14 protein-coding genes and 1 pseudogene are annotated in these 22,563 nt (G+C 59.5%); 7 read left to right on the top strand and 8 right to left on the bottom strand.

The genetic code is table 11. From position 1 onward, the window contains the following. Positions 1 to 36 precede the first annotated feature (36 nt). Positions 37 to 1,425: a ribosome biogenesis GTPase Der gene (gene der / locus IPK32_12060; GenBank protein MBK8092684.1), complete on the top strand. Its 1,389-nt coding sequence runs from the start codon at positions 37 to 39 to the stop codon at positions 1,423 to 1,425. A 166-nt stretch (positions 1,426 to 1,591) separates the two neighbouring features. On the opposite strand, the gene IPK32_12055 is transcribed toward der, so the two are convergent. Further along, positions 1,592 to 4,132 (bottom strand): tetratricopeptide repeat protein, encoded by a 2,541-nt coding sequence (locus IPK32_12055; protein ID MBK8092683.1) that lies wholly within the window; start codon positions 4,130 to 4,132, stop codon positions 1,592 to 1,594. Positions 4,133 to 4,532: 400 nt separating this feature from the next. Continuing rightward, positions 4,533 to 5,401 (bottom strand): annotated as a pseudogene (locus tag IPK32_12050) (M48 family metalloprotease). Positions 5,402 to 5,514: 113 nt separating this feature from the next. Here IPK32_12050 and IPK32_12045 point away from each other — a divergent pair. After that, positions 5,515 to 8,325: a PSD1 domain-containing protein gene (locus tag IPK32_12045; GenBank protein ID MBK8092682.1), complete on the top strand. Its 2,811-nt coding sequence runs from the start codon at positions 5,515 to 5,517 to the stop codon at positions 8,323 to 8,325. Positions 8,326 to 8,335: 10 nt separating this feature from the next. On the opposite strand, the gene IPK32_12040 is transcribed toward IPK32_12045, so the two are convergent. The 6 genes from IPK32_12040 to IPK32_12015 form a co-directional block, all read right to left on the bottom strand. Next, on the bottom strand, positions 8,336 to 9,385 hold the full coding sequence (locus tag IPK32_12040; protein MBK8092681.1) for a VWA domain-containing protein: 1,050 nt from the start codon (positions 9,383 to 9,385) through the stop codon (positions 8,336 to 8,338). Then, the gene (locus IPK32_12035; protein ID MBK8092680.1) at positions 9,385 to 9,951 is read right to left on the bottom strand and encodes a hypothetical protein; all 567 of its coding nucleotides are present in this window, start codon (positions 9,949 to 9,951) and stop codon (positions 9,385 to 9,387) included. The genes IPK32_12040 and IPK32_12035 overlap by 1 nt, the downstream gene beginning before the upstream one ends. A 5-nt stretch (positions 9,952 to 9,956) precedes the next feature. Continuing rightward, a complete protein-coding gene (locus IPK32_12030) occupies positions 9,957 to 10,874 on the bottom strand; it encodes a DUF58 domain-containing protein (protein MBK8092679.1) in 918 nt (305 codons plus the stop codon). Positions 10,875 to 10,956: 82 nt separating this feature from the next. Then, entirely contained in the window at positions 10,957 to 11,985 is a 1,029-nt protein-coding gene (locus IPK32_12025) for a MoxR family ATPase (protein ID MBK8092678.1), read from the bottom strand. Between the two features lie 94 nt (positions 11,986 to 12,079). Continuing rightward, positions 12,080 to 13,270: a trans-2-enoyl-CoA reductase family protein gene (locus tag IPK32_12020; protein MBK8092677.1), complete on the bottom strand. Its 1,191-nt coding sequence runs from the start codon at positions 13,268 to 13,270 to the stop codon at positions 12,080 to 12,082. A 214-nt stretch (positions 13,271 to 13,484) separates the two neighbouring features. Next, positions 13,485 to 14,471 (bottom strand): PhoH family protein, encoded by a 987-nt coding sequence (locus IPK32_12015; protein MBK8092676.1) that lies wholly within the window; start codon positions 14,469 to 14,471, stop codon positions 13,485 to 13,487. Positions 14,472 to 14,621: 150 nt separating this feature from the next. On the opposite strand from IPK32_12015, the gene IPK32_12010 reads away from it, so the two are divergent. From IPK32_12010 to IPK32_11990, 5 genes are all read left to right on the top strand, one after another. Further along, positions 14,622 to 16,814: a spermidine synthase gene (locus IPK32_12010; protein ID MBK8092675.1), complete on the top strand. Its 2,193-nt coding sequence runs from the start codon at positions 14,622 to 14,624 to the stop codon at positions 16,812 to 16,814. Between the two features lie 83 nt (positions 16,815 to 16,897). Further along, complete coding sequence (locus IPK32_12005; protein MBK8092674.1) at positions 16,898 to 17,233, top strand: hypothetical protein; 336 nt, start codon at positions 16,898 to 16,900, stop codon at positions 17,231 to 17,233. Then, positions 17,230 to 18,075: a ferredoxin family protein gene (locus IPK32_12000; GenBank protein ID MBK8092673.1), complete on the top strand. Its 846-nt coding sequence runs from the start codon at positions 17,230 to 17,232 to the stop codon at positions 18,073 to 18,075. Before IPK32_12005 ends, IPK32_12000 begins: the two co-directional genes overlap by 4 nt. Before the next feature lie 12 nt (positions 18,076 to 18,087). After that, positions 18,088 to 21,312 carry a multidrug efflux RND transporter permease subunit gene (locus tag IPK32_11995; GenBank protein MBK8092672.1) on the top strand — a complete coding sequence of 1,075 codons (3,225 nt, stop codon included), beginning with the start codon at positions 18,088 to 18,090 and terminating at the stop codon, positions 21,310 to 21,312. Next, entirely contained in the window at positions 21,309 to 22,559 is a 1,251-nt protein-coding gene (locus IPK32_11990; GenBank protein ID MBK8092671.1) for an MFS transporter, read from the top strand. The genes IPK32_11995 and IPK32_11990 overlap by 4 nt, the downstream gene beginning before the upstream one ends. Positions 22,560 to 22,563: the final 4 nt, after the last annotated feature.

The following is a 22,563-nucleotide window of genomic DNA, read 5'->3' as shown; positions in this document are numbered from 1 at the left end:
CTTGCTTTTGATGCGGCTCTGGTGTTTGCGGAGGACATGCCTAGTGCTCTGAAAACTGTCGCCATCGTCGGACGCCCCAATGTGGGGAAATCCGCCCTATTCAACCGCCTCGCCGGTAAGAACATCTCCATCGTCCACGATCAGGCCGGAGTCACCCGTGACCGCATCATCGCCCAGTGCCGCAAAGGCCCCGCATGGTTCGAAATCATGGACACCGGCGGCATCGGAGCCAATACAGACGACGTCCTCACCGGCCAAGTGCAGACAGAAGCTGCCATCGCCCTCGAAGTCGCCGAGCTCCTCCTCTTCGTCGTCGATGTCGTCGATGGCGTGAATCCCATCGACCAGACACTCGCCCGCGAGCTCCGCCGCACCAGCAAGCCCGTCATCCTCGTCTGCAACAAGGCAGACTCCCCCGCTCGCAAACTCAACGCCTCCGAATTCGCCCGACTAGGCTTTGAAAACACCGTCGAAGTCAGCGCCGCCCACGGCAAAGGCATCGACGACCTCATCGCCCTCATCGCAGAAAAGCTCGAGCTCAAAGAATCCACCGAAACCGCCGATGCCATCACCGGCGGTAATATCCGACCCCTCAAGCTCGCCATCGTCGGCAGGCCCAACGCAGGCAAATCCTCCCTCGTCAACGCCATCCTCGGCGAAGACCGCGCCATCGTCAGCCCCGTCGCCGGCACCACCCGTGACGCACTCGACATCGAAGCCGCTTACAACGGCAAACACTACCAGCTCATCGACACCGCCGGCATCCGCCGCCGCGCCAAAGTCGATACCTTTGTCGAAGTCAGCAGTATCGACCGCAGCATCCAGAGCATCAAGCGGGCCGACCTCTGCCTCCTCGTCATCGACTGTGCCGATGGAGCCAAAATGCAGGACCGCAAAATCGCCCAGCTCATCCTCGAAGAGCGAAAGCCCTGCATCCTCGTCATGAACAAATGGGACCTCTTCCACCCCAGCGGAAAGCAAAAAGACCGCATCGAGCACCTAGAGGAGATCATGCGCCGTGAGTTTTTCTTCCTCAGCTACGCCCCGATGATCGCCATCTCCGCGAAAAACAAAGACCACATCGGCAAACTTTTCGTCCAGATCGAAAAAGTCCGTCAGGGAGCCCAAAACCGCATCGGCACCGGAGCCCTCAACCGCCTCCTCGGCAACGCCATCGAAAACACCCCAGGAGCCCTCGGTCGCAGCACCCACTCCTTCAAGCTCCTCTACGCCACCCAGACCAACGACACCACCGAGAGCGCCATCCCCGTCCCACAGTTCGTCCTCTTCGCCAACCGTGCCGACAAGCTCACCGAGAGCTACACCCGCTACCTCGAAAGCGTCATCCGCGACGAATGGCCCTGCCCCGGCGTCCCCTTCCGCATGAGCGTCCGCAGCAAAGGCCCCAAACGCGATCGGAAATAGCCCGCTCTTCGTTCGTCGGGGGATTTCAAAGCCTTTTGGCCTGCGATTGCCACCTGCTTGGAATGCTTTGCAAAAGCGGGCAGCTCAAACCGGCCAAAGTTCCATCCTTCTTCCACTCAGCATGCGGGCGTTCCAGTCCTGAATACGGATCACTCGATCTTCCCGCTCACTCCGCAGCCCACCCGCGCAGCATTTCCAGTGCCTCCCGATTTCGCGGAGCACTCGCTAGGGAGTCCAGGAGGTGCCGCTTTGCCTTCGTCGCGTCCTTTTCTCTCCAAAGCTGTGCTAGCCGGAAATGTGTCCGCGCGGCACTTCCGGGATCGAGCACCAAAACGCGTTCCCACGCGGCGATCGCGGTAGGTTCATCCTTCAGCGCGGAGCTAGCCTCTGCTAGGGCCAATTGCGGCGTGATGAGGAAGGGATTCACCGCCAGCGAGCGCAGGGACTGCGTGCGCACCTCACTCCAGCGCTGGTCTGCACGATCCAGCTCGATGAGCCGCAAAAAGGCACTTTGCGCATCGGATGACTTCGCGGCGATTTGGCGCAAAACAGCCGCTTCCTCGTCCTCACGCTTCATTTGGCGAAAAGCCAGCGCCTTGAGCTCATAGCCACTTCCGCTGCCAAAATCCTCTGGCAGCAGTTGGACGATGATTTCGGCCATTTTGAGCACTTCAGGCCAGTTTTTTTGCTCCACTAGGCTCTTCGTGTGCTGGCGGATCGCGGGCAGGTTTTTCGGATGCTGCTTCAAAAAGGTCTCAAAAGCCCCTTCATCGAAAGGATTCAGATCTTTCTGCTCTGGCACCTGCCACTCCGCCAGGGCACCGAACTGCCGCGCCCGGCTGGTGATGAACTCCGTGAAACCTGCCTCTATCTGCTCCAAGTCCGCCGTGTGCGCTGCGATGGCATCATTGATGCGCTGCCCCTCTGCTAGGGAAAGCAGGATGCGCTGGAATTTTTCCTTCCCGTACTTTTCCAGCAGATACTCCACCACCTGACTGGACTCAAAATAGGCAAACATCAGGTCATCATGCTCCTTGGCATTCATGAAGGCGCTGCTCAGTCGCGACACGGGTGTCAGCTTCTCTTCATCCAGCGCCATCTCGCGGAAGCGTGCATCCATGCGCATGCCCCAGGCCGGATCACGCTGCCGCTCCTCATACACACTGATGCCTTCACTCAGCCAGCGCGGCATGCGGTTCTTGGTCACACTCAGCGTGATCACGTGGCAGAACTCATGCCACAGCGTGCTTTCCCAGTTACTCCGCCCCTGCGCCAGACTACCGGGGCTATTCATCGTCACCACCGTGCCAAAGCAGACGCCCAGCATGCCCTGACCACCCAGCGCACCAAAAGTGCGAATCGCGAAGTCCTGCTGCTCGCCGAAAAACTCCACGAGCACCGGTTTATCCATCTTCAGGCCATATTTCGGTGCCAGCACCGCCTTTGCCTCACGCAGCAGCACCAGCGCACGCTCACCGTAGATGGGCCAGTCACGCTTCGGCATCTTCAAAATGAAGTCCTCATGCGCCATTGTCACGTAGCCGTTCATCTGCTTCTCCAGTAGGCCCAAATTATGCGCCTGGATGTTGTAACCATCCTCCGTGCGGATCGCTGCGGCCAGCTTCCATGCCGCAGGCTCATCCCCGAGTCGCAGTAGGTCATGGCAAAGCTGCACCTTCGCCGGCAGGTAGCTCGCATCCAGCTCCAGCGCCTTGCGCTGATGCGCCGCGCTCTCTGCGAAGCGGTAAGCACGCGATAGGCACTTCCCCAGCAGGTGATCGACCTCTGGATTGCTGCTCCAGCGCCGTAGTGCCTCCGCGCGGGCTTCCTCCACCTTTTTCCCATCCGCATGAAACAGATGCGCCACCACCGCCCGCAGCGTCCAGGCACGCGGATGATGCTCATCGGCGTCCAGCACCGTCTGCACCGCCTTTTCAGCCTCCAGGAATTTCTCTGCCCGCAGCAGCATCTCCGCCCGCATGAGGTGGGAGCCCTTGTGATTCGGATTCAGCGCCAGCGCCTTCTCCAAGTTCTCTCCAGCCTTCACACGATCACTTTCCAGAAAAGCCCGCGCTAATCCGAAACGCAGCTCCGCCGTCTCGCCCACGGCCTTGAGTCCCGCGCGGAAGACATCCGCCGCACGCTTCGCATCCTCTTTATCTAGAGCGAGATTCCCCTCCGCCAGCCAAACAGCCTCCAGCTTCGCATCCTTCGATTGTGCCGCTTTGAAATACTGTGTGATGACCTTTTGCGCATCCGCACCCAGGACCAATGCTGCACGGCCCAGCGCCACCATTTCAGAGGCCGTGCGCTCCTTCACCGCCTTTGATTTGGCCGCTGCATTCACCTGTTGGAGTGCATCGGCCATCACCTCGCTCTTTCCGAGCTGCCGCGCCAGCTCATGGCGCAGCATCAGCAGCTCCAAGTGCCCAGGAAAGGCCTTCAGCGCCGCCTCGGACTCTTGCAGAGCCGTTTCATGCTGTCCCAGCTCTGGCAGCGCCCGCAGGCGCAGCAGTCGCCACTCGGCAGCCTTCAGTCCGCGCTGCACCGCCGCCTCACCGATGCGTGCCACCAGTTCGAAATCGCCCTCCGCCAATAATTTCGTCACCGGCCCCAGATTCCGTTCCTCGAACATCTTCTCCAAATCAAGCTGCTGGGCAGCCAGCGTAGTAGCAAAACAGAACGTGAGAAGAAAACAGCGCATCATGCCCACCCTTAACGCCACCACCCCGCGCCACCTCTCCAGTAAAACGAGCTAGTGATCGAATAGCGAAGAGCAGGTTTGTTTTCCTTGCTCTTTAATCTGCATAGAAGTGAAACCAAAAAGCAAAGATGCATACACCTACCACATAGATCGCCAACCCACCGAGAACTGCCCAATTAATGCGGCTACGCTTTGAAGTTACCAAGTGGCAAAATAGAAGCAGCAAACTGATGGCCAACGTAATGACTGCAAATAGAAATGTGCTTTCGTATCTGTTTCCTAATTTGGATAGGAGAAGGGCGGCGATATTTGAGGCTACAAATAGTGCAGTGAGCAATAATAAACGCATAGCATTCAAAGCCTTAAACCTCGTGCCCGACTCGAACAGTTGCAGGTCTCCCCGCTACTTCAGCAGTGATCTCTCTTTGGCGATGGCTTCTTTGATTTTGTCCATCCGGTTCTCGGGGGTGGGGTGGGTGCTCATGAAGTCGCTGCCACCGCGACCGCCACCTGCTTCGGCGAGGATTTCCATGACGCCGATGAGTTCCTCCGGCTGATAGCCTGCCTGGAGCATGAAGCGCACGCCGAGGGCATCGGATTCCAGCTCGTCATCGCGGCTGAATTTGGTGGTCTTCACTGCGTGAGCATCTGACCGATCATCTGGCCCGTGTTGGCACCGCCTTGAGTATCGGAGAGCAGAATGGCTACGCCTTGACCGATGCCGGACCACTTCTGGGAATGTGCCATTTGCTCATTGGAGTGACGGCCGACGACGTGGCCCATCTCATGGCCTAGCACACCGGCGAGTTGGTCTTCGTTTTTGAGTTTCCGAAACAGAGCCTCGGTGATGAAAATCTGGCCGCCGGGCAGCGCAAAGGCATTGATCGTCTGCGGATCGGCCAGGAGGTGAAATTTGTATTGGTAGGGCGTCTCGCGTGCAGCGGTGGACTCGATCAATTTACGCCCCACGGACTCCACCAGGGCCCGCGCCTGTGGATCGGAGGAGAGTCCCCCCATCTCACGCACCATGCCGGGTGCAGACTGGAGACCCATGGCTACCTCTTCCTCCGGCGTGGCGATGGCGAGGAGCTGCGTGCGGCCTGTGAACTCATTTTGGTATTCCGTGGTGCTCATGCGGTTGTAAACCACGGCTCCGATGATGAAAAGGATGCCGATGACGATGCGGGGATTGCAGCCCGCGCCAGGGCGGCTCTGCTGGCCATAGGCAGAGAGGATGGACTGACCGGTGAGGAGGCGAAAAAGCTTTTTCATGTGGCGGCCCTTATAGGACAGCCCGCGCTGCCATGCCAAGTGCGAATATGGGTAGGCTTACACGTCTTTAATTGCCGTGGAAAACTGGTCGCAGGTCCGCCGTTACCTGCTTCATGATCTACCGCCTTGTCATTTTTGCACTCCTTACGGCCACGGCGCTGCATGCGGAGGATGGGGAGCAGCTTTTTGTCCGCCGTGTGTGGCCGCTTTTTCAGGAGCGATGCCTGGCCTGTCACGGTCAGGATGAGGCGAAGATCAAAGGCGGCTACGACATGCGCACGCCTGAATCCGCCACCAAGGGCGGTGAGAGCGATGCGAAGGCCATCCTACCCGGCAAGCCGGAGCAAAGCCCGCTCTATCTGGCCATCACTCGCCAGCATGAGGACTACGAGCCCATGCCGCCGAAGGAGGCTGATCGCCTCCAGCCAGACCAGATCGCCTGGATCAAGACCTGGATCACGAGCGGTGCTCCGTGGCCGGATGCAGCACGCCGCAGCGCCGTGACGAAAGCGATGGCGGCGCAATGGAGCGCTGAGGATGGCATCGCGGTGCGACTGACGGGTGCTCTCTCGCCTGAGTGGGCGAATCGCCGCTACAAGGCGGAGTCTCTCTGGGCCTACCAGCCGGTGCAGCGGCCCGATTTCACTCCGCGAGCAGATGAGCACCCGATTGATGCCCTGCTGGCGGTGAAAAATCCTGCGCCACCTGCCGATGCACGCACTTTCATCCGCCGCGCTAGTTTTGACCTCACGGGACTGCCGCCGACGCCGGATGAAATAGCCGCTTTCGAGTTCGAACACGCCCGTGATGCCGCTTTGGCCATGCGCCAGCTCATTGAGCGACTGCTGGCGAGTCCCCATTATGGCGAGCGTATGGCGCGGCATTGGCTGGATGTGGTGCGCTATGCGGATAGCAGCGGATTCGCCAATGACTACGAGCGTGGCAATGCCTGGCGCTACCGTGACTACGTCGTTCGCAGCTTCAATGCGGACAAGGCGTATGATCTTTTCATCCAGGAGCAGATCGCGGGGGATGAGCTGCGGCCAGATGATCCTGAGATGCTCACCGCTGTCGGTTTTCTGCGCATGGGCCCCTGGGAGCTCACGGGCATGGAGGTGGCGAAAGTGGCCCGCCAGCGCTTTCTCGATGATGTGACGAACTCCGTCGGCGAGACCTTCCTGGCGCACTCGCTGCAATGTGCCCGCTGCCACGATCACAAGTTCGATCCCATCCCCACGCATGATTATTATGCCATGCAGGCCTGTTTTGCGACGACGCAGCTCGCTGAGCGGCCTGCGCCGTTTTTAAAGGCAGAAAACACGCTCGGCTTTGAGGAGAAAAAACATCTCGAAACACGCCGCAGCGAGCATTTGGCCGTTTTGCAGCGCCTGGATGAAAAATTGCTCCGCAATGCCCAAAAGTGGCTCGCGGACAAAAAACTCGATTCTGCGAAATGGGACGCCGCCGTCGCCCAAGCTCGGAAAAGCGGCAGCAAGAACGCCAAGCGCAGTTACCCCGATGTTTTCGGTGCCGCCCGCCAGATCCTCACGAAGCAAGGCCTGCCAGAGGACCAATTTCCGCCGAAGCTGGTGGGATTCGAGCCCGCCGACTTCGGCAATGAACGTGTGGCCCGCAAAGGCCTGGAGCGCCTGCGCTGGGAGATGGAGCGCTACGAGCCCTTTGCCTTCAGTGTCTATAATGGGCTCACTCCGCAGATGGTCAGTGTCTATCAGCCCATGCGCATGCCCATGCAGCGCATGACAGAGGGCGAGCTGGAGCAGACGGCCATCCTCGGTGGTGGTGATCCGTTTTCTCCGACTACACGAGTGAAGCCGGGCGTGCTGAGCATTCTGAATCAAAGCGCGGGCTTTCAGATCCAGGAAACTATCGAAGGCCGCCGCAGTGCATTGGCGAAATGGATCGCTAGCCCCACCAATCCGCTCACCACACGCACCATCGTGAATCGACTGTGGCTCTGGCACTTCGGGCAGGCGCTAGCGGGGAATCCGAACAACTTCGGCAGCACGGGAAAGCGGCCCACGCATCCGGCGCTGCTCGATTTTCTCGCCAGCACGCTGGTGGAGAAAAAATGGAGCATCAAAGACATGCACCGCCTGATCATGACCAGCTCCGCCTATCAGCGTAGCGCCCACTTTTCCGCCCCAGCGGAGCCTTCTAGCCGTGAGGAGTCGGAAAAGAGCTACGCGGTCTTTAAACCCCGCCGCCTGATGGCTGAGGAGCTGCGTGATGCCATGCTGTGCATCACTGGGGAGCTCAATCGCACGCTCGGCGGCATCCCGAACCGCCCAGAGATCAATCTGGAGGTCGCCATGCAGCCACGGCAGGTCATGGGCACCTTTGCCTCTGCCTGGGTGCCGAATGCGCTGCCTTCTCAGCGACATCGCCGCAGTCTCTACGCTCTGAAAGTGCGTGGTCTGCGTGATCCATTCATGGAGGTCTTTAATGAGCCTGCTCCCGATTTCTCCTGTGAGGCACGCGAGGTCTCGACCGTCACGCCTCAGGTCTTCAGCCTGTTCAATAGCCAAGCCAGTTATGATCGAGCACTCGCACTGGCGCATCGCGTAATGGAGGAGCGTGGCGCAGAGCCGATCAGCCGAGTATTCCAGCTCGCTTTCGGGCGGAAGCCCTCTGCTGCTGAAAAATCCAACTGTGAGGCCCATTGGCGTGAGATGGAGGCCCAACAAGCCAGTCTCCACTTTTCTAAAAACACGCCGCCGCTCGAAGTGCGGCGTGATGCCGTGGAGGAGAACACTGGGGAGAAATTTTGCTTCCAGGAAAAGCTACCTGGATATGCCGATTTTGTCCCCGATCTCCAGCCTGTCGATTGCGATGCGAAAACGCGTGCTTTGGCAGATGTCTGCCTCGTGCTCCTCAACTCCAACGAGTTTTCCTATCTTTACTGAAGTGCTCCGATCATGCGGGCAGCGTCTCTGGGGCCGTCTGCATGAAAATGGCCGATAGCAAGAGGGCGAGGAGCAAGCAGGCCGCTGCTGCATAGAGCGGGTAATGAAACAGCTCTTCTGATTCGGTGAACTTGCGGCGCTCGATCTTCACTTTTTCGAGCTTGTCGATGGTTTTAAAGACGGTTTCCAGCGTGTCGAGATTTTGAGCCATGTAGAACTCTCCATTGCCGATACGGGCGACTTCCATCAGCGTCTCTTCATCGAAGGTCTGCTGGCCGACTGGGGTGTAGGTGCCGCGGATCGGGTCTGGAATGACGTGAGAGCCCGGTGTGCCGATGGCGATGGTGTAAATCTTCATGCCCAGAGTAGCCGCGAGTTTCGCAGCATCCTGCGGGCTGAGATTGCCCGAGTTGTTGGCCCCATCTGTGAGGAGCACGATGATCTTGGTGCGAGTTTTTTCCTTTTTGAGGCGATGCGCCGCTGCCGCGATGCCGCTGCCGATGGCGGTGCCCATGCTGACGCGTTTGACCTGGAGGCGGTCGATGTTGTTGATGAGCCAGTTGCGATCCAGTGTGAGCGGGCAGGGGAGGTAAGTCTCGCCAGAAAAGGCTACCATGCCGATGCGATCCGTTTTGCGGCCATTGATGAAGTCTGCGATGACGCGTTTCGCGGCGGTGAGCCGGTTTGCGGGCCTGCCGCCGATGATGAAGTCCTCGATGAGCATCGAGTCCGAGACATCGACGGATAGCATGATGGAGATGCCATCGCTTTTCTCCTCCTCGGTGGATAGGAGCTTCTGCGGACGTGCGAGGGCCAGTGCGGCACAGGCGATGCTGGCGAGCACGAGGCTGAACCACGTCCAGCGCATGCCTGAGCGTGATGGACGACCAATGCCACGCAGTAATGCCGTGGTAGGGAAGCGAATCACCGGTGCACGCCCACGTCCACCACGCAGGAGGGCCAAAAACGGCAGCAGTGCGAGCAGCAACAGCCACCAAGGCCGCGCAAACTGGAAGTCCGGCACGCCAGGAATCATGAGAGCAGCGAGTGGCAGATTCATCACGGGCGTTCCTCCTCGACTTTGGCAATGGCTTGATCGATCAGCGAGAGTGATTGCTCTGAAGTAGCAGGCGAGGGCATGAAGGAGAGCTCATCACACCACCGTGCCACTGGGGCAAAGCGCTCACGCCACACGCCTTCTGCGAGGGGTATGGGCTGATCGCTGGCAAAGTTGCGCAGGCCACTAAAGAGCTCTGGCGTCGTGCGAGTGAGTGCAGGCACCGCATGACACTCTGCCAAATAACGACGCAGAATCAGCGAGACGCGGTGGCTGATTTCTGAGGGCTCGATTTGCGTGACTCGTGCCCGCAGATCGGCTAGGGCACGCAGGCATGAAGCGTGGGGTTTTCGCGGGACGATGACGGCGAGGGGCTTTGGGCGCAGCAGCAGCCAGATAATGAGTGCTAGCAGGATAAATGCGGCGGTGCCTGCGGCCCACATGATCCACCAGGGAGGCGGGAGCGGCACGATTTTGGCCTCTGGCAGCTCTGGGTATGGCAAAGGTGGCACACCGGGCATTTGCGGCATCTGTGCGAGTGCCTGGCTAGCGATGAAAAGGAATGCCAAAGCCTTCATCCGCGCTTCCTCCTCTTTCTGGACCGGAAATAAGCTTTCAAGGCGGGCACGTAGTCTAGATCCGTGCGCACAGGGATGCGCTCGACGCCACTGCGGCGCAACAGTTGGTTGAGATACTCCTCATGCTTGCTGATGCGCTCTTGGTAATGGCGGCGCACGGCTGGATCACTGGTGTTGACGAGCATCCGCTCGCCTGTCTCTGGGTCTTCGAGCACGACTCGGCCCACATCGGGCAATTCACGTTCGCGTGGGTCGGTGATCTGCGCGGCGACGACGTCATGCTTTGCCGCAGCGGCTTTGAGCGTCTTTTCCCAGGCATCATTGGGTGTGATAAAGTCGGAAACCACGATCACCAATGCACGGTGTGAGATGCGCTGAAGCGCTAGCTCCAGTGCGACACGCATGTCTGTGCCGCTGTGAGCTGGTTCACAGTTCAAAATGTCTCGCAGGATGCGCAGCGCATGTGGGGAGCCTTTTCGAGCTGGTACGTATTGCTCTATCTGATCCGAAAACAGGGTCATACCCACTTTATCCTGATTCTGCACGGCGCTGAAGGCGAAAACGGCGGCGATCTCTGCCGCACGCTCGCGCTTGCTGTCCTCCTGGCTGCCGTAATCGCTGCTGCCACTGACATCGACGCAGAGCATGACGGTGAGCTCGCGCTCCTCGATGTATTTCCGTACAAAGGGCTCGTTCATGCGAGCGGTGACATTCCAGTCGAGGAATCGCACATCATCCCCGGCCTGATACTCGCGAAAATCATCGAACTCGATGCCCTGGCCTTTGAAACGTGAGTGATACTGCCCACCGAGCACCTCCTTCACCATGCCCCGCGTGAGCAACTCGATGCGTCGCACACGCTTGAGGATGCGTGTGAGGCGTTCATCTTGTTCCTTTGTGGCAGTGGCGGGCATGACTTAGGTGTTGGGCGACTGGTAGGTGTCTTCGATGTCGAACTCCCACTTTTAGGAGGTGGCGAGTTCGATCCGCACCTACTCACGGCACTGGAAGCTTATCGAGCAGGGTTTTGATCACATCCTCGCTGGTGACGCCTTCGGCCTCTGCTTCGTAACTGAGGAGGATACGGTGGCGGAGGATGTCTGGGGCTAGGTCTTTGATGTCCTGCGGGGTGACGTAGTTGCGCCCCTGGAGGAAGGCGTGCGCTTTGGCGGCGAGGGCCAGATTGATCGTGCCACGCGGTGAGGCACCACAGCGGATGAGGAGCTTCAGATGCGGGGCGAGGTGCTCCGGCTGGCGTGTGGCATGGATGATCGCGACGATGTAATCACGGATTTTTTCGTCCAAGTAGAGTCCATTGACGATGGTACGGCTCTTCACGATGTCGCCCACCTCGGTAATCTGGTTCACATTGAGCTTGGGCGCGGAGGTCGCCATCGCATCGAGCACCTGCCGCTCCTCCGATGGGCTGGGATAGGTGACACGTACTTTGAAGAGGAAGCGGTCGAGCTGGGCCTCTGGCAGTGTGTAGGTGCCCTCTTGGTCGATGGGGTTTTGCGTGGCCAGGACCATGAAGGGATCGCTGAGCTTGTGGGTGTGCTCGCCGATGGTGACTTGGCGCTCCTGCATGGCCTCCAGCAGCGCGGACTGCACTTTGGCGGGAGCGCGGTTGATTTCGTCTGCGAGCACCAGATTGGAGAAAATCGGCCCTAAGCGCGGCGTGAAGGTGCCGTCCTTCGGGTGATAGACCATGGTGCCGATCACATCGGCAGGGAGCAGATCCGGTGTGAACTGAATGCGCTGGAATTTCGCGCTCAGCGCACCAGCGAGGGTGCGGACGGCGAGGGTTTTGGCCAATCCGGGCACGCCTTCGAGCAGGACGTGACCATTGGTCAATAAGGCCACGAGCAGGCGGTCCACCAGCGCAGTCTGTCCGACGAGTACGCGGGCGATTTCATCCCGGAGTGGGGCCACCCAGGCGGAGGCTTTGGCGATGGCCTCTGCATCTGGTAAGGACGACGGGGCGGGAGAAGGCGGCGGCGTGGAGGGGGATTCGGTGTCGGACATGAAGAAGTGCGTACTGGTCAACGGGCCTAGCAGCGGCGTCAACTACGGCCTTCCCAGGCACAATAAAACGAATGCGGGGCAGTTTGCGGTGATCTTAGCCCAATGAGGGCACTTTCACGCCCACATCGACGTCTGCGTCGTAGTCCACACCGTCGAGTCCGAAGCCGAAAAGCCGCAAAAAGCTGCTCTGATAGCCTGCGAAGTCGCCGAACTCGGCGAAGTTCTCGGTGTTGACGATTTTCCAGCGGTCATCGACGAGTTTTTGCACGGCGGGGGCCATTTCCCAGTCATCCACGCGGATGCGTCCTGCCTCATCTGGCTGCGGGCTGCCGCTGTAAAGCCGATCGCGGAAAAGGCGGTCCATTTGCTCAATGCAGTCTTCATGGGTGCCATCGGCCTTCATGACCTTGTAGAGCAGGGAAATGTACAATGGCACCACCGGGATGGCGCTGCTGGCCTGTGTGACGAGGGCTTTATTGACGGAAACCCAGGCTTTTCCGCCGAGTGGGGCCAATTTGGCATCCAGCGCACGCTGGGCACGCTCGAGGTCCTCTTTGGCGCGGCCGATGGTGCCATTCTTATAGATGGGCCATGTCAGCTCGGGCCCGATGTAGCTGTAGGCCACGGTTTTCACGCCCTGGGCCAGTACACCGGCTTTTTGGAGGTCATCCATCCACATCTCCCAATCCTCGCCACCCATGACGGCGACGGTTTGGGCGATTTCGTCTTCATTGGCGGTTTCCAGCGTGACTTCGTTCACGACGCCCGTGCCGGTGTTGAGGTTTTTATTCGTGTAGGTGCCGCCGATGGGCTTCAGTACGGATTTAAAGACCTCGCCGGTCTTCGGGTGCGTGCGGCGTGGGCTCGCGAGACTGTAAATGACGCAATCGACCTGTCCCAAGTCCGCTTTGATCGCGGCGATGACCTCTGCCTTCATCGCATCGGAGAAGGCATCGCCATTGAAGGAGCGAGCGTAGAGGCCGGCTGCCTTTGCTTCGTGCTCAAAGGCGGCGCTGTTGTACCAGCCTGCGGTGCCGCAGCGGTCTGCCTCGGCTGGTTTTTCGAAAAAGACGCCGATGGTGGCCGCACCGGAGCCAAAGGCCGCCGCGATGCGGGATGCGAGTCCGTATCCCGTGGAGGAGCCGATGACGAGCACCTTCTTTGGCCCGCCCTCAAGGTGACCGCCTGCTTTGACGACTGCGATTTGGTCAGCGACATGCTTCGCGCAGCCAGTCGGGTGCGCTGTCGTGCAGATGAATCCACGGATTTTCGGAGTGACGATCATAGGTAAAGGGAAGTTGGGGGAAACCGTGGGCTCTTAACCGCCCGCACTGCGTAGGCAACCTCTTTTCCCCATCCGGGCTGGTTGAAGTCGCACTGAGTATACGGGTGTTGGGCTGTTTTCGTGTCTCTCTTGCCAAAGTGCTGAGTTCTCAGTGCTGAGTTCTCAGTTGGTTGTTGTTTCGCTGAGGACTAAGCGCCTATGGCACGAAAGTGACTCAGCGAGTGGCTCCGGCCTGGGACTCTGCTTTGCGAGCGGCGTCGTAGGCTTCGATGATGCGCTGCACCACGGGTAGGCGCACGACATCCTTGGTCAGGAAATGGATGAAGCGGATGCCTTCGACACTTTGGAGCACCTGCACGGCCTCATGCAGACCAGAGCGCATGCCACGGCGTAGGTCTGTCTGGGAGGGATCACCGGTGATGGCGCAGCGTGAGCCCTCACCCAGGCGAGTGAGTAGCATGAGCATCTGCTCGGTCGTGGTGTTCTGGGCTTCATCGAGGATGATGAAGGCATTTTTCAGCGTGCGACCGCGCATGTAGGCGAGTGGGGCGATTTCGATGGCTCCGCGCTCGATGAGCCGCTCGGCCTCCTCCGGCTCCAGCATGTCATAGAGTGCGTCGTAGAGCGGGCGCAGGTAGGGGAAGATTTTTTCCTTCAGATCACCGGGCAGGAAGCCCAGTGCCTCACCAGCCTCCACGGCGGGTCGGGTCAAAACGAGGCGCTGCACCACTTTTTCCCGCAGAAGATGCAGACCCTGCGCCATGGCGAGGTAGGTCTTGCCGGTGCCAGCGGGGCCGATTCCGAAAACGACCTCACATTCCCGCATGGCATGCAGGTAGGCGATCTGGCCGCGTGTTTTGGCCAGCACGGGGGGCTTTTTACCACCTGCGAGCAGCTTCAGGCTCATGAGTGCCTCTGCGGGGGCGTCCCCGGTGTCACGCTGCACACTCTCGGTCACAAGGCGGACCATGGCGGGCGTGATGTCGCCCCCTTGGCGCCGGACTTTTTCGAGTTGGCTAAAAACGGCACGTGTGGCGTCGATGTGGGATTCCTCAGTGGACTCGATCTTTACCCAGGCATCACGGCTGGTGAGTTGCACGCCGAGTGTGTCCGCGATGTGACGCAGGCTAGCACGGTCATCATGGCCGAGGAGCTTCTGGAGAAACTGCGGCGTCTCGTAAGTGAGTGTGGCGGAGGGCATGGGGCGTGAATGACGTGTGAAGACCTCCCATCATTAGAGGGGAGTGCAGAAAAAAGAAGCGCGGAGTGCTGCGTGAGTCAGGCTTGCGCCTGGGATGAGCATGGAGCACCAGAATCGGCACGGGCCAAGCGTACGGCCATTTTTTCACACATGCGACCACCTTTCCCCTCCACTCTGCTGCACGGTGTTTTTGTGCTCTCAGGAGTCTCCGCCCTGATTTACCAGCTCGTATGGCAGCGGGCATTGCTGATGATTTACGGCAGCAATTCCGAATCGGTGGCGATGGTTGTCGCGGCGTTTTTGAGTGGGCTCGGCATCGGCAGTCTGGTGGGTGGCTGGGTGTCCAAGTGGCCGCGTGTGCCGCTGGTGGCGCTGTTTGGTGCTGCGGAGCTGGGAGTGGGGGCGTATGGGCTCATTTCGTTGAAGTTGTTTGATGCCGTGGGAAGTCGCACGGCGGAATGGGGGCAGCTCGGCACGGGGTTGGCCGCTTTTGCACTGGTCTTCCTGCCCACCTTGCTCATGGGGGCTACGCTGCCGCTGCTAGTGGCCCATCAGGTGCGTGAAACGGCGCATGTGGGTGCGAGCGTGAGCCGCCTCTATTTCGTGAATACGCTGGGAGCAGCGCTGGGGGCCTTCATCGCGGCGCGGTGGCTGCTGGGAGGCCTGGGCATGGCGGGCACGGTGCGCACGGCGGCAGTGCTGAATGCCAGTGCGGCAGCTTTGATCTTCCTGGGGAGTCGAATGGGGCAGGGGAGCTCTGCTCCGGCGCAATCCCACGATGCAGCGCATGCGACGGCGACGGCATCTGCTGCGATGGAAGGGCGGACGGAGGTGCCATTCCGCACGGCACTGCTTTGGTCGGCGATTTCTGGGTTTCTGACGCTCTCGTGGGAGATCGTGTGGTCGCGTGTTTTTAACTTCGCCAGTGCCTCATTGGCCACGGCCTTTGGCATGCTGTTGGCGTGCTATCTACTCGGTCTAGCGCTCGGCTCGCTGTGGAGTGGGCGGTTGCTCAAAAGCAGCGTGGCCCTGCGTGCGAGCCTGGGGCGCTGGGTCCTGCTCTCTGGGCTGGCCAGCTTCGCCGTGGCACCGCTCACAGCTCTATGTGCGGTGCATCTGGCGTGGTGGTGGGGCTACGCCTTTGTCATTGTCGCGGGGACTCTGCTGGGAGTGACTTTCCCATTGCTCTGCCATGCCGCCGTGCCTGCGGATGCTCAAAGCGGCAGCCGCTTGTCCTTCCTGTATTTGGCGAACATCATCGGCTCTGGCCTGGGTAGCTTGCTCACGGGATTTGGTTTGCTGGAATGGATGCCGCTCACGCTGCTGATGCTGGCGCTCGCCGTAGCGGGTGCCATTTGGGCGAGGTGGATCGCTGGGGGCAGTCTGGGCAGAGTGGAGGCATCCTACATCGCGCTACCGCTGCTGCTGGGACTGGTGGGCGGGCAGTTTTATGAGCGCTTGCAGTTCAAACATGACTTTTCACCGCAGAATCGCTTCACGCAGGTGGTGGAGTCACGGCACGGCGTCGTGGCACTCGCTCAGGATGGCCGCATTCACGGCAATGGCGTGTATGATGGCGGATTGAAGACCAAACTGGGCTCTGAGGCGGAGGACTGGCTCGTGCGCCCCTACTTTCTCTCTGCTGTGCGGGACAAGATCGAAAAAGTGCTCGTCATCGGCGTGGCTGGCGGTGCCTGGACACAGATCATGGTCAATCATCCGCAGGTGCAGCAAGTCACCGCCGTCGAGATCAGCCACGCCTACATGGACATCCTGCGCACACGGCCAGAGGTACGGGGACTGCTCACGCATCCGAAGCTCCGCCTCGTCATCGACGATGGACGGCGCTGGCTGCGGCAGCACCCAGAGGAGCGATTCGACGCCATCGTGATGAATACCACCTATCACTGGCGTGAGTTCGCCGGGGCACTGCTCTCACGCGAGTTCCTCACGCTCGTCAGCCAGCATTTGGAGCCGCAGGGCATCGCTCTGTGGAACTGCACCGGCTCTGAGCGTGCCGCACGCACGGCGCTGGATGTCTTCCCCCACACGATGATGGTGATGAATTTCTGCCTCGTCAGCCATGCTCCACTCCAGCCGGATCGAGCACGCTGGGAGCGGACACTAGCCGCCTACCGCATCGAGGGCGAGCCGGTCTTTGATCTGACCACCATCCAGGGCCACGAGGCGTTGGCTGGCGTGCTACGCTTCATCGACCGCGAGAAACTCCCCGCGCATCCCGACTGGTGGTGCTGGTGTGGCCGTGCAGAGATGGAGCGGGCCTATTCCGCCTTTGAAAGCATCACGGATGACAATCTGGGGCACGAATACCTCATGTGGTGAGGCAGTGAAAATCGGCAGATAGGATAAAAGACCTCTTCGCCCGGGTTGCGCAGACGTTTCACCCGCTCAAACTCACACCCCGCGTGTCCTCCCCCTCCACCATTCTCTATTGCCGCTGCGCCTACGCCCAGGTCGTGCCCTCCGGCGTGAAAAACGACGTGTTGCGTCAGCTTTGCGAAAGTGACGCCACCTTTGAAACCGTGTCCGATCTCTGTGAGATGGCTGCGCATCGTGATCCGCGCCTCCAGGCCATCGCGGCATGCCCAGGGCTGCGCATCGCGGCCTGTTACCCCCGCGCGGTCAAAGGTCTCTTCCAGCAAGCTGGCGCACCTCTCCAAGAAGATGCCAGCATTCTCAATATGCGCACGGAAACGGCTGAAACCATCACCACCCAGCTCCTCGCTGACTCCAATCCATGATCACACACACGCACCGCCCACTCCGCGTCATTCTATATGAAGGCAATGGTGCCATCCCGCTGCCGCCAGAGTCCCGCGCTACCGTGATGGGCGCACTGCTCGACAAAGGCTACACCGTCACGCGTAGCGGTCGCTCCGCGAGCGCCGTGCCGCATGATGAGCGCAGCCTGCTGGTGCTAGGTGTCTTTGAAGGGAAAACTCCCGCGCTCGAAGATGCTGCTGGGCATATCACCATCGACACGCGTGACATCTCCGGCCTAGCTGCCGCAGACATCGTCTCCCTGGTGGAAAAATCACGCGGCACCACGCCCATGAATGAGCCCGGCAAGTGGAAGCCCTGGTTCCCCGTCATCGACTACTCCCGCTGCACGAACTGCATGCAGTGCCTGAGCTTCTGCCTCTTTGATGTCTATGGTGTCAGTGAGGATCACAAAATCCAGGTGCAGAACAACGACAACTGCAAGACCAACTGCCCCGCCTGCTCACGCGTCTGCCCAGAGGTCGCCATCATGTTCCCCAAGTATCAGGCCGGCCCCATCAATGGTGATGAGATCAATGAAAACGAAGCTCGGCGGGAGAAGATCAAAGTCGATATTTCCTCCCTGCTCGGTGGTGACATCTACTCCACGCTCAAAGACCGCAGCGCTGCTGCAAAGTCACGCTTTGGCAAAGAACGCAGCCCGGATAAAGCACTCGATGAGCGCAAAAAATGCCTCACGAAACTAGTGGGCGATGGCTTCATCCCTGCGGATGTCCTCGCGAGCCTCCCCAGCACGGAAGAAATCCTCAAGAAGGCCGAAATCGCCAAAGCCAAAGCCGCTGCCGCTCTCGCCGCGCAGTAAAGGCCCCTATACATGAACTTTTCTCGTTTCTTCATCACACGCCCCATTTTCGCGGGAGTGCTCTCCCTGCTCATTTTCATCCTGGGGGTCATTTCGCTCTTCAAGCTGCCCATTTCCGAGTACCCAGAGGTGGCACCACCGACGGTGATCGTCACTGCGACTTACCCAGGAGCGAACCCGAAGACCATCGCTGAAACCGTGGCCTCACCACTGGAGCAGGCGGTCAATGGCATTGAAAACATGCTCTTCATGTCATCCCAAACCACCGCCAACGGGGTGATGACCATGACAGTGACATTCAAGATCGGGACCAATCTCGACCTAGCTCAGGTGCAGGTGCAAAACCGTGTCTCACAGGTGCTGCCGAAGCTGCCGGAGGAGGTGCGGCGCTTTGGTGTGGCGACCGTGAAGTCATCCCCAGACATGACGCTCGTGGTGCATCTGCTTTCACCGAATGATCGCTATGATGAGATCTACCTGCGAAACTACGCCACACTGAATGTGAAGGATGAGCTCACGCGGCTCTCCGGTGTCGGACAGGTGCAGATTTTCGGCGGTGGTGAGTATGCGATGCGTATCTGGCTAGATCCCGATAAATGCTCTGCCCGCGGCCTGACGGCAGGTGATGTGGTCAATGCCATCCGTGAGCAGAATATCCAAGTCGCCGCAGGCACCATCGGCCAGCAACCGGTCAAAAATGCGCCTTTTGAGCTCACTGTGAACGCAAAAGGCCGATTGATCACCGAAGAGGAGTTCGAGCACATCATCGTCAAAACCGGCCCACACGGTGAAAAGCTGCTCCTGCGTGATGTGGCGCGTGCAGAGCTGGGGAGTGGCGAGTACGCACTGCGCAGCCTCATCAACAATAAAAGAGCTGTCGGGATGGGCGTGTTTCAGCTCCCAGGCTCCAATGCCCTCGCTGTGTCACAAGCCGTGCGAACACGCATGGCAGAGCTGAAGACGAAATTCCCCGAAGGGGTCGATTTTGTCATCGCATACGACCCCACGGTCTTTGTGCAAAAATCCATCGACGCCGTCATTCATACGCTGATCGAGGCCATCCTGCTCGTGGTGCTTGTGGTGGTGGTGTTTTTGCAGACCTGGCGTGCCTCCATCATCCCGCTAGCGGCGGTGCCAGTGTCACTCATCGGCACCTTTGCCGTGATGCATGCGCTGGGCTTCTCGATCAATAATCTGAGCCTCTTCGGCCTCGTGCTGGCCATCGGGATCGTGGTGGATGATGCCATCGTGGTGGTCGAAAATGTCGAGCGCAACATCCGCAATGGATTGAAGCCCGTGGAGGCAACCAAACAGGCCATGAGCGAGGTCACGGGGCCCATCATCGCTACGGCGCTGGTGCTCTGCGCCGTCTTCATCCCCACAGCTTTCATCAGCGGCCTCAGCGGACAGTTTTATAAACAATTCGCCGTCACCATCGCCATCTCCACGGTCATCTCGGCCTTCAATTCACTCACCCTTTCGCCTGCGCTCTCCGCTTTGCTGCTGAAAGGCCACCATGACAAAAAAGACATCCTCACCAAGCTCATGGACCTGCTGCTTGGCTGGTTTTTCCGGCCTTTTAACCGCTTTTTCGAGTGGTCGTCGAATCTGTATGTCGGCATCGTGAAACGGGCGATCCGCTTCAGCATCATCGCGCTGATGATTTACGGCGGGCTCGTGTGGGCGACGTGGAAGGGCTTTCAAATCGTGCCAGAGGGCTTTGTGCCTGGGCAGGATAAGCAGTACCTCGTCGGCTTTGCGCAGTTGCCAGAGGGCTCCTCGCTCGACCGCACGGATGTCGTGATGCGCCGCATGTCCGAGATCGCTCTCCAGCACCCCGGAGTGAAGGACGCCATCGCTTTCCCTGGACTCAGCATTCATGGCTTTAGCGTCAGTCCGAATAGCGGAATCGTCTTTGTCGGCTTGAAGGATTTTAAAGATCGCAAGACGCCAGACTTGGGCGGCGAAGCCATCGCCCAGGCTCTCAATGGCCAATTCATGGCCATCCAGGATGCGATGGTGCTCGTACTGAATCCACCGCCCGTGAATGGCATCGGCACCACGGGTGGCTTCAAGATGATGATCGAAGACCGTGGCAACCATGGCTACGCAGAGCTTTACCGAGTGACGCAGATGCTAGCTGGTGCTGCGATGGGCAGTGGCAAGCTGATGCCCGTGTACTCCGGCTACACCGTCAATGTGCCGCAGCTCGAAGCAGATGTGGATCGCGAGAAAGCGAAGGTGCAGGGGGTGCCGCTGGCAAATCTCTATGAGACGCTGCAAATCAACTTGGGCAGTCTTTACGTGAACGACTTCAACCGCTTTGGTCGCACTTACCAAGTCGTGGCCCAGGCAGAGCAGCAATTCCGTGATGATCCCAGCGACATCACACGCCTGAAGACACGCAACGCCGCAGGCGAGATGGTGCCCATCGGCTCTCTGGTGAAAGTGAATGAAAGCTACGGCCCTGCCCGAGTGACACACTACAATGGATACCTCGCCGCTGATCTCAATGGCACCGCGCTGCCACCGATGAGCACAGGGCAGGGGGAGGAGCTCATCGCCAGCATGGCCAAAGAGATGCTGCCACCTGGATTTGAGTTCGAGTGGACGGATCTGACCTTCCAAAAGATCATCGCGGGGAATACCGCCATCTACATTTACCCGCTGTGCATCCTGCTCGTCTTCATGGTGCTGGCGGCTCAGTATGAGAGCCTACGTCTGCCTCTGGCGATCATTTTGATCGTGCCGCTATGCCTGCTCTTTGCGCTGGGTGGCGTGATGTTCTTTGGCGGGCACGCCAATGGCTGGCAGCAGATGTTGGCGCTGCTTCGGAGCGGCGTGATGCCGCAGGGCGGGGATAACAACATCTTCACGCAGATCGGCTTCATCGTGCTGATCGGGCTCGCCTGCAAAAATGCCATCCTCATCGTGGAATTCGCCAAAGAGAAGAACGATCACGGCCTCAGCCCCACTCAGGCCGCGCTGGAATCCTGCCGCCTGCGTCTGCGGCCCATTTTGATGACCAGTATCGCCTTCATCGCCGGAGTGTATCCGCTGGTGGTGAGCACGGGAGCAGGGGCGGAAATGCGCCGCGCCATGGGCACGGCGGTGTTTGCCGGGATGATCGGTGTGACCTTCCTGGGCCTCTTCCTCACGCCAGTGTTCTATGTGCTGGTGATGATCGGGAAGAAGCGCAAAGCGAATCTCGAAACACCCACTAGCGACCACTCATGAATACGCAGAAAAACTGGCAGCGAGGATTTTGGAGCCTCATGGTCACTCAGTTTCAGGGGGCCTTCTCCGATACCGTGCTGCGCTGGGTGGTCATCTACCTGCTCATCGCACGTCATCCGCCGAAGAATGAGCTCGAGGCACTGGTGAGTGACTCCGCCACATGGTTCGCGATCCCCTTTCTCCTGCTCTCCATGTTCGGTGGCTGGATGGCAGACCGATTTAGCAAACGCCGCGTCATGATCGGGGTGAAGCTCATGGAGCTGCTCATCATGGGCTTTGCCATGTTCGCACTGACCTCCGGCCGTATCGGGCTGCAATTGGTCTCCATCTGCCTCATGGGTGTGCATAGTGCCTTCTTTGCCGCATCGAAATACGGCTCGCTGCCCGAGCTGGTGCCAGCAGAGCGGCTGTCCTGGGCCAATGGCATCATCGAGATGCTCACCTTCCTCGCCACGATCTTTGGCACACTGGCCGCCGCATGGATGGCATCGCACTTCGCGGCATCTCCTGTCTGGGTCGGTGTGATTTTGCTCGGACTGGCGATTCTGGGCTGGTTCGCGAGTCTAGGCATCACCGCCGTGCCTGCTGCGGCACCGCAGAAGCCGCTCAATCTCAATTTCCTCGGCGAGCTGTGGCGGGAATTCTCCTGGATGAAGGGCGATCGTGACCTCTGGCGGGCGAATCTGGGCAATACGGGCTTTTTCTTCATCGCAGCACTCTTGCAGATGAACATCGTACTCTACGCGGAGCAGGTGCTAAAGCTCGATTCCATGCAGAATAGCACACTCCAGGTCGCCCTCGCCATCGGCATGGGCGTAGGCAGTGCCCTGGCTGGAAAACTCAGCGGTGATCACGTCGAATACGGCCTCATCCCCATCGGCGCGGGCCTCATGGCCGCCATGGGAGTGGTGCTAGGCATGCCTGGCGTCAGCAATATGGCCTTCAGCGTCGCTTTGGCCCTACTGGGGCTGGGTGGCGGCCTTTTCATCGTGCCCGTGGCTGCTGTGCTCCAGCACCGCCCACCCGCTGAGCGCAAAGGCAGCGTGCAGGGTGCCGCAGGCTGGCTCGCTTGGGTCGGCATCGCCGGTGCATCCGTCCTGCAAAAAGAGCTCACCACAGGTCTCGGCTGGTCGCCAGGGCATGTCTTTTGGTTTTGCTCCGTCTGTGCCGCCATCGCCGGAATCTATGTCGCACTCACTCGCCCCCGCGCTCTGCCCCAGATGATCCAGCGCTGGCGTGGAGTATGAGAGC

Source organism: Verrucomicrobiaceae bacterium, from assembly GCA_016713035.1.
In the GTDB taxonomy this organism is placed as follows: domain Bacteria; phylum Verrucomicrobiota; class Verrucomicrobiia; order Verrucomicrobiales; family Verrucomicrobiaceae; genus Prosthecobacter.
Note: the sequence above shows the minus strand (reverse complement) of the source record. Positions and strands in the feature narration are given on the sequence as shown.

What these genes read in the sequence shown, in the direction of transcription:
- der (MBK8092684.1), top strand. Translation starts at nt 37, where the DNA reads ATGCCTAGTGCTCTGAAAACTGTCGCCATCGTCGGACGCCCCAATGTG.
- IPK32_12055 (MBK8092683.1), bottom strand. Translation starts at nt 4,132, where the DNA reads ATGATGCGCTGTTTTCTTCTCACGTTCTGTTTTGCTACTACGCTGGCT.
- IPK32_12045 (MBK8092682.1), top strand. Translation starts at nt 5,515, where the DNA reads ATGATCTACCGCCTTGTCATTTTTGCACTCCTTACGGCCACGGCGCTG.
- IPK32_12040 (MBK8092681.1), bottom strand. Translation starts at nt 9,385, where the DNA reads ATGAATCTGCCACTCGCTGCTCTCATGATTCCTGGCGTGCCGGACTTC.
- IPK32_12030 (MBK8092679.1), bottom strand. Translation starts at nt 10,874, where the DNA reads ATGCCCGCCACTGCCACAAAGGAACAAGATGAACGCCTCACACGCATC.
- IPK32_12025 (MBK8092678.1), bottom strand. Translation starts at nt 11,985, where the DNA reads ATGTCCGACACCGAATCCCCCTCCACGCCGCCGCCTTCTCCCGCCCCG.
- IPK32_12020 (MBK8092677.1), bottom strand. Translation starts at nt 13,270, where the DNA reads ATGATCGTCACTCCGAAAATCCGTGGATTCATCTGCACGACAGCGCAC.
- IPK32_12015 (MBK8092676.1), bottom strand. Translation starts at nt 14,471, where the DNA reads ATGCCCTCCGCCACACTCACTTACGAGACGCCGCAGTTTCTCCAGAAG.
- IPK32_12010 (MBK8092675.1), top strand. Translation starts at nt 14,622, where the DNA reads ATGCGACCACCTTTCCCCTCCACTCTGCTGCACGGTGTTTTTGTGCTC.
- IPK32_12000 (MBK8092673.1), top strand. Translation starts at nt 17,230, where the DNA reads ATGATCACACACACGCACCGCCCACTCCGCGTCATTCTATATGAAGGC.
- IPK32_11995 (MBK8092672.1), top strand. Translation starts at nt 18,088, where the DNA reads ATGAACTTTTCTCGTTTCTTCATCACACGCCCCATTTTCGCGGGAGTG.
- IPK32_11990 (MBK8092671.1), top strand. Translation starts at nt 21,309, where the DNA reads ATGAATACGCAGAAAAACTGGCAGCGAGGATTTTGGAGCCTCATGGTC.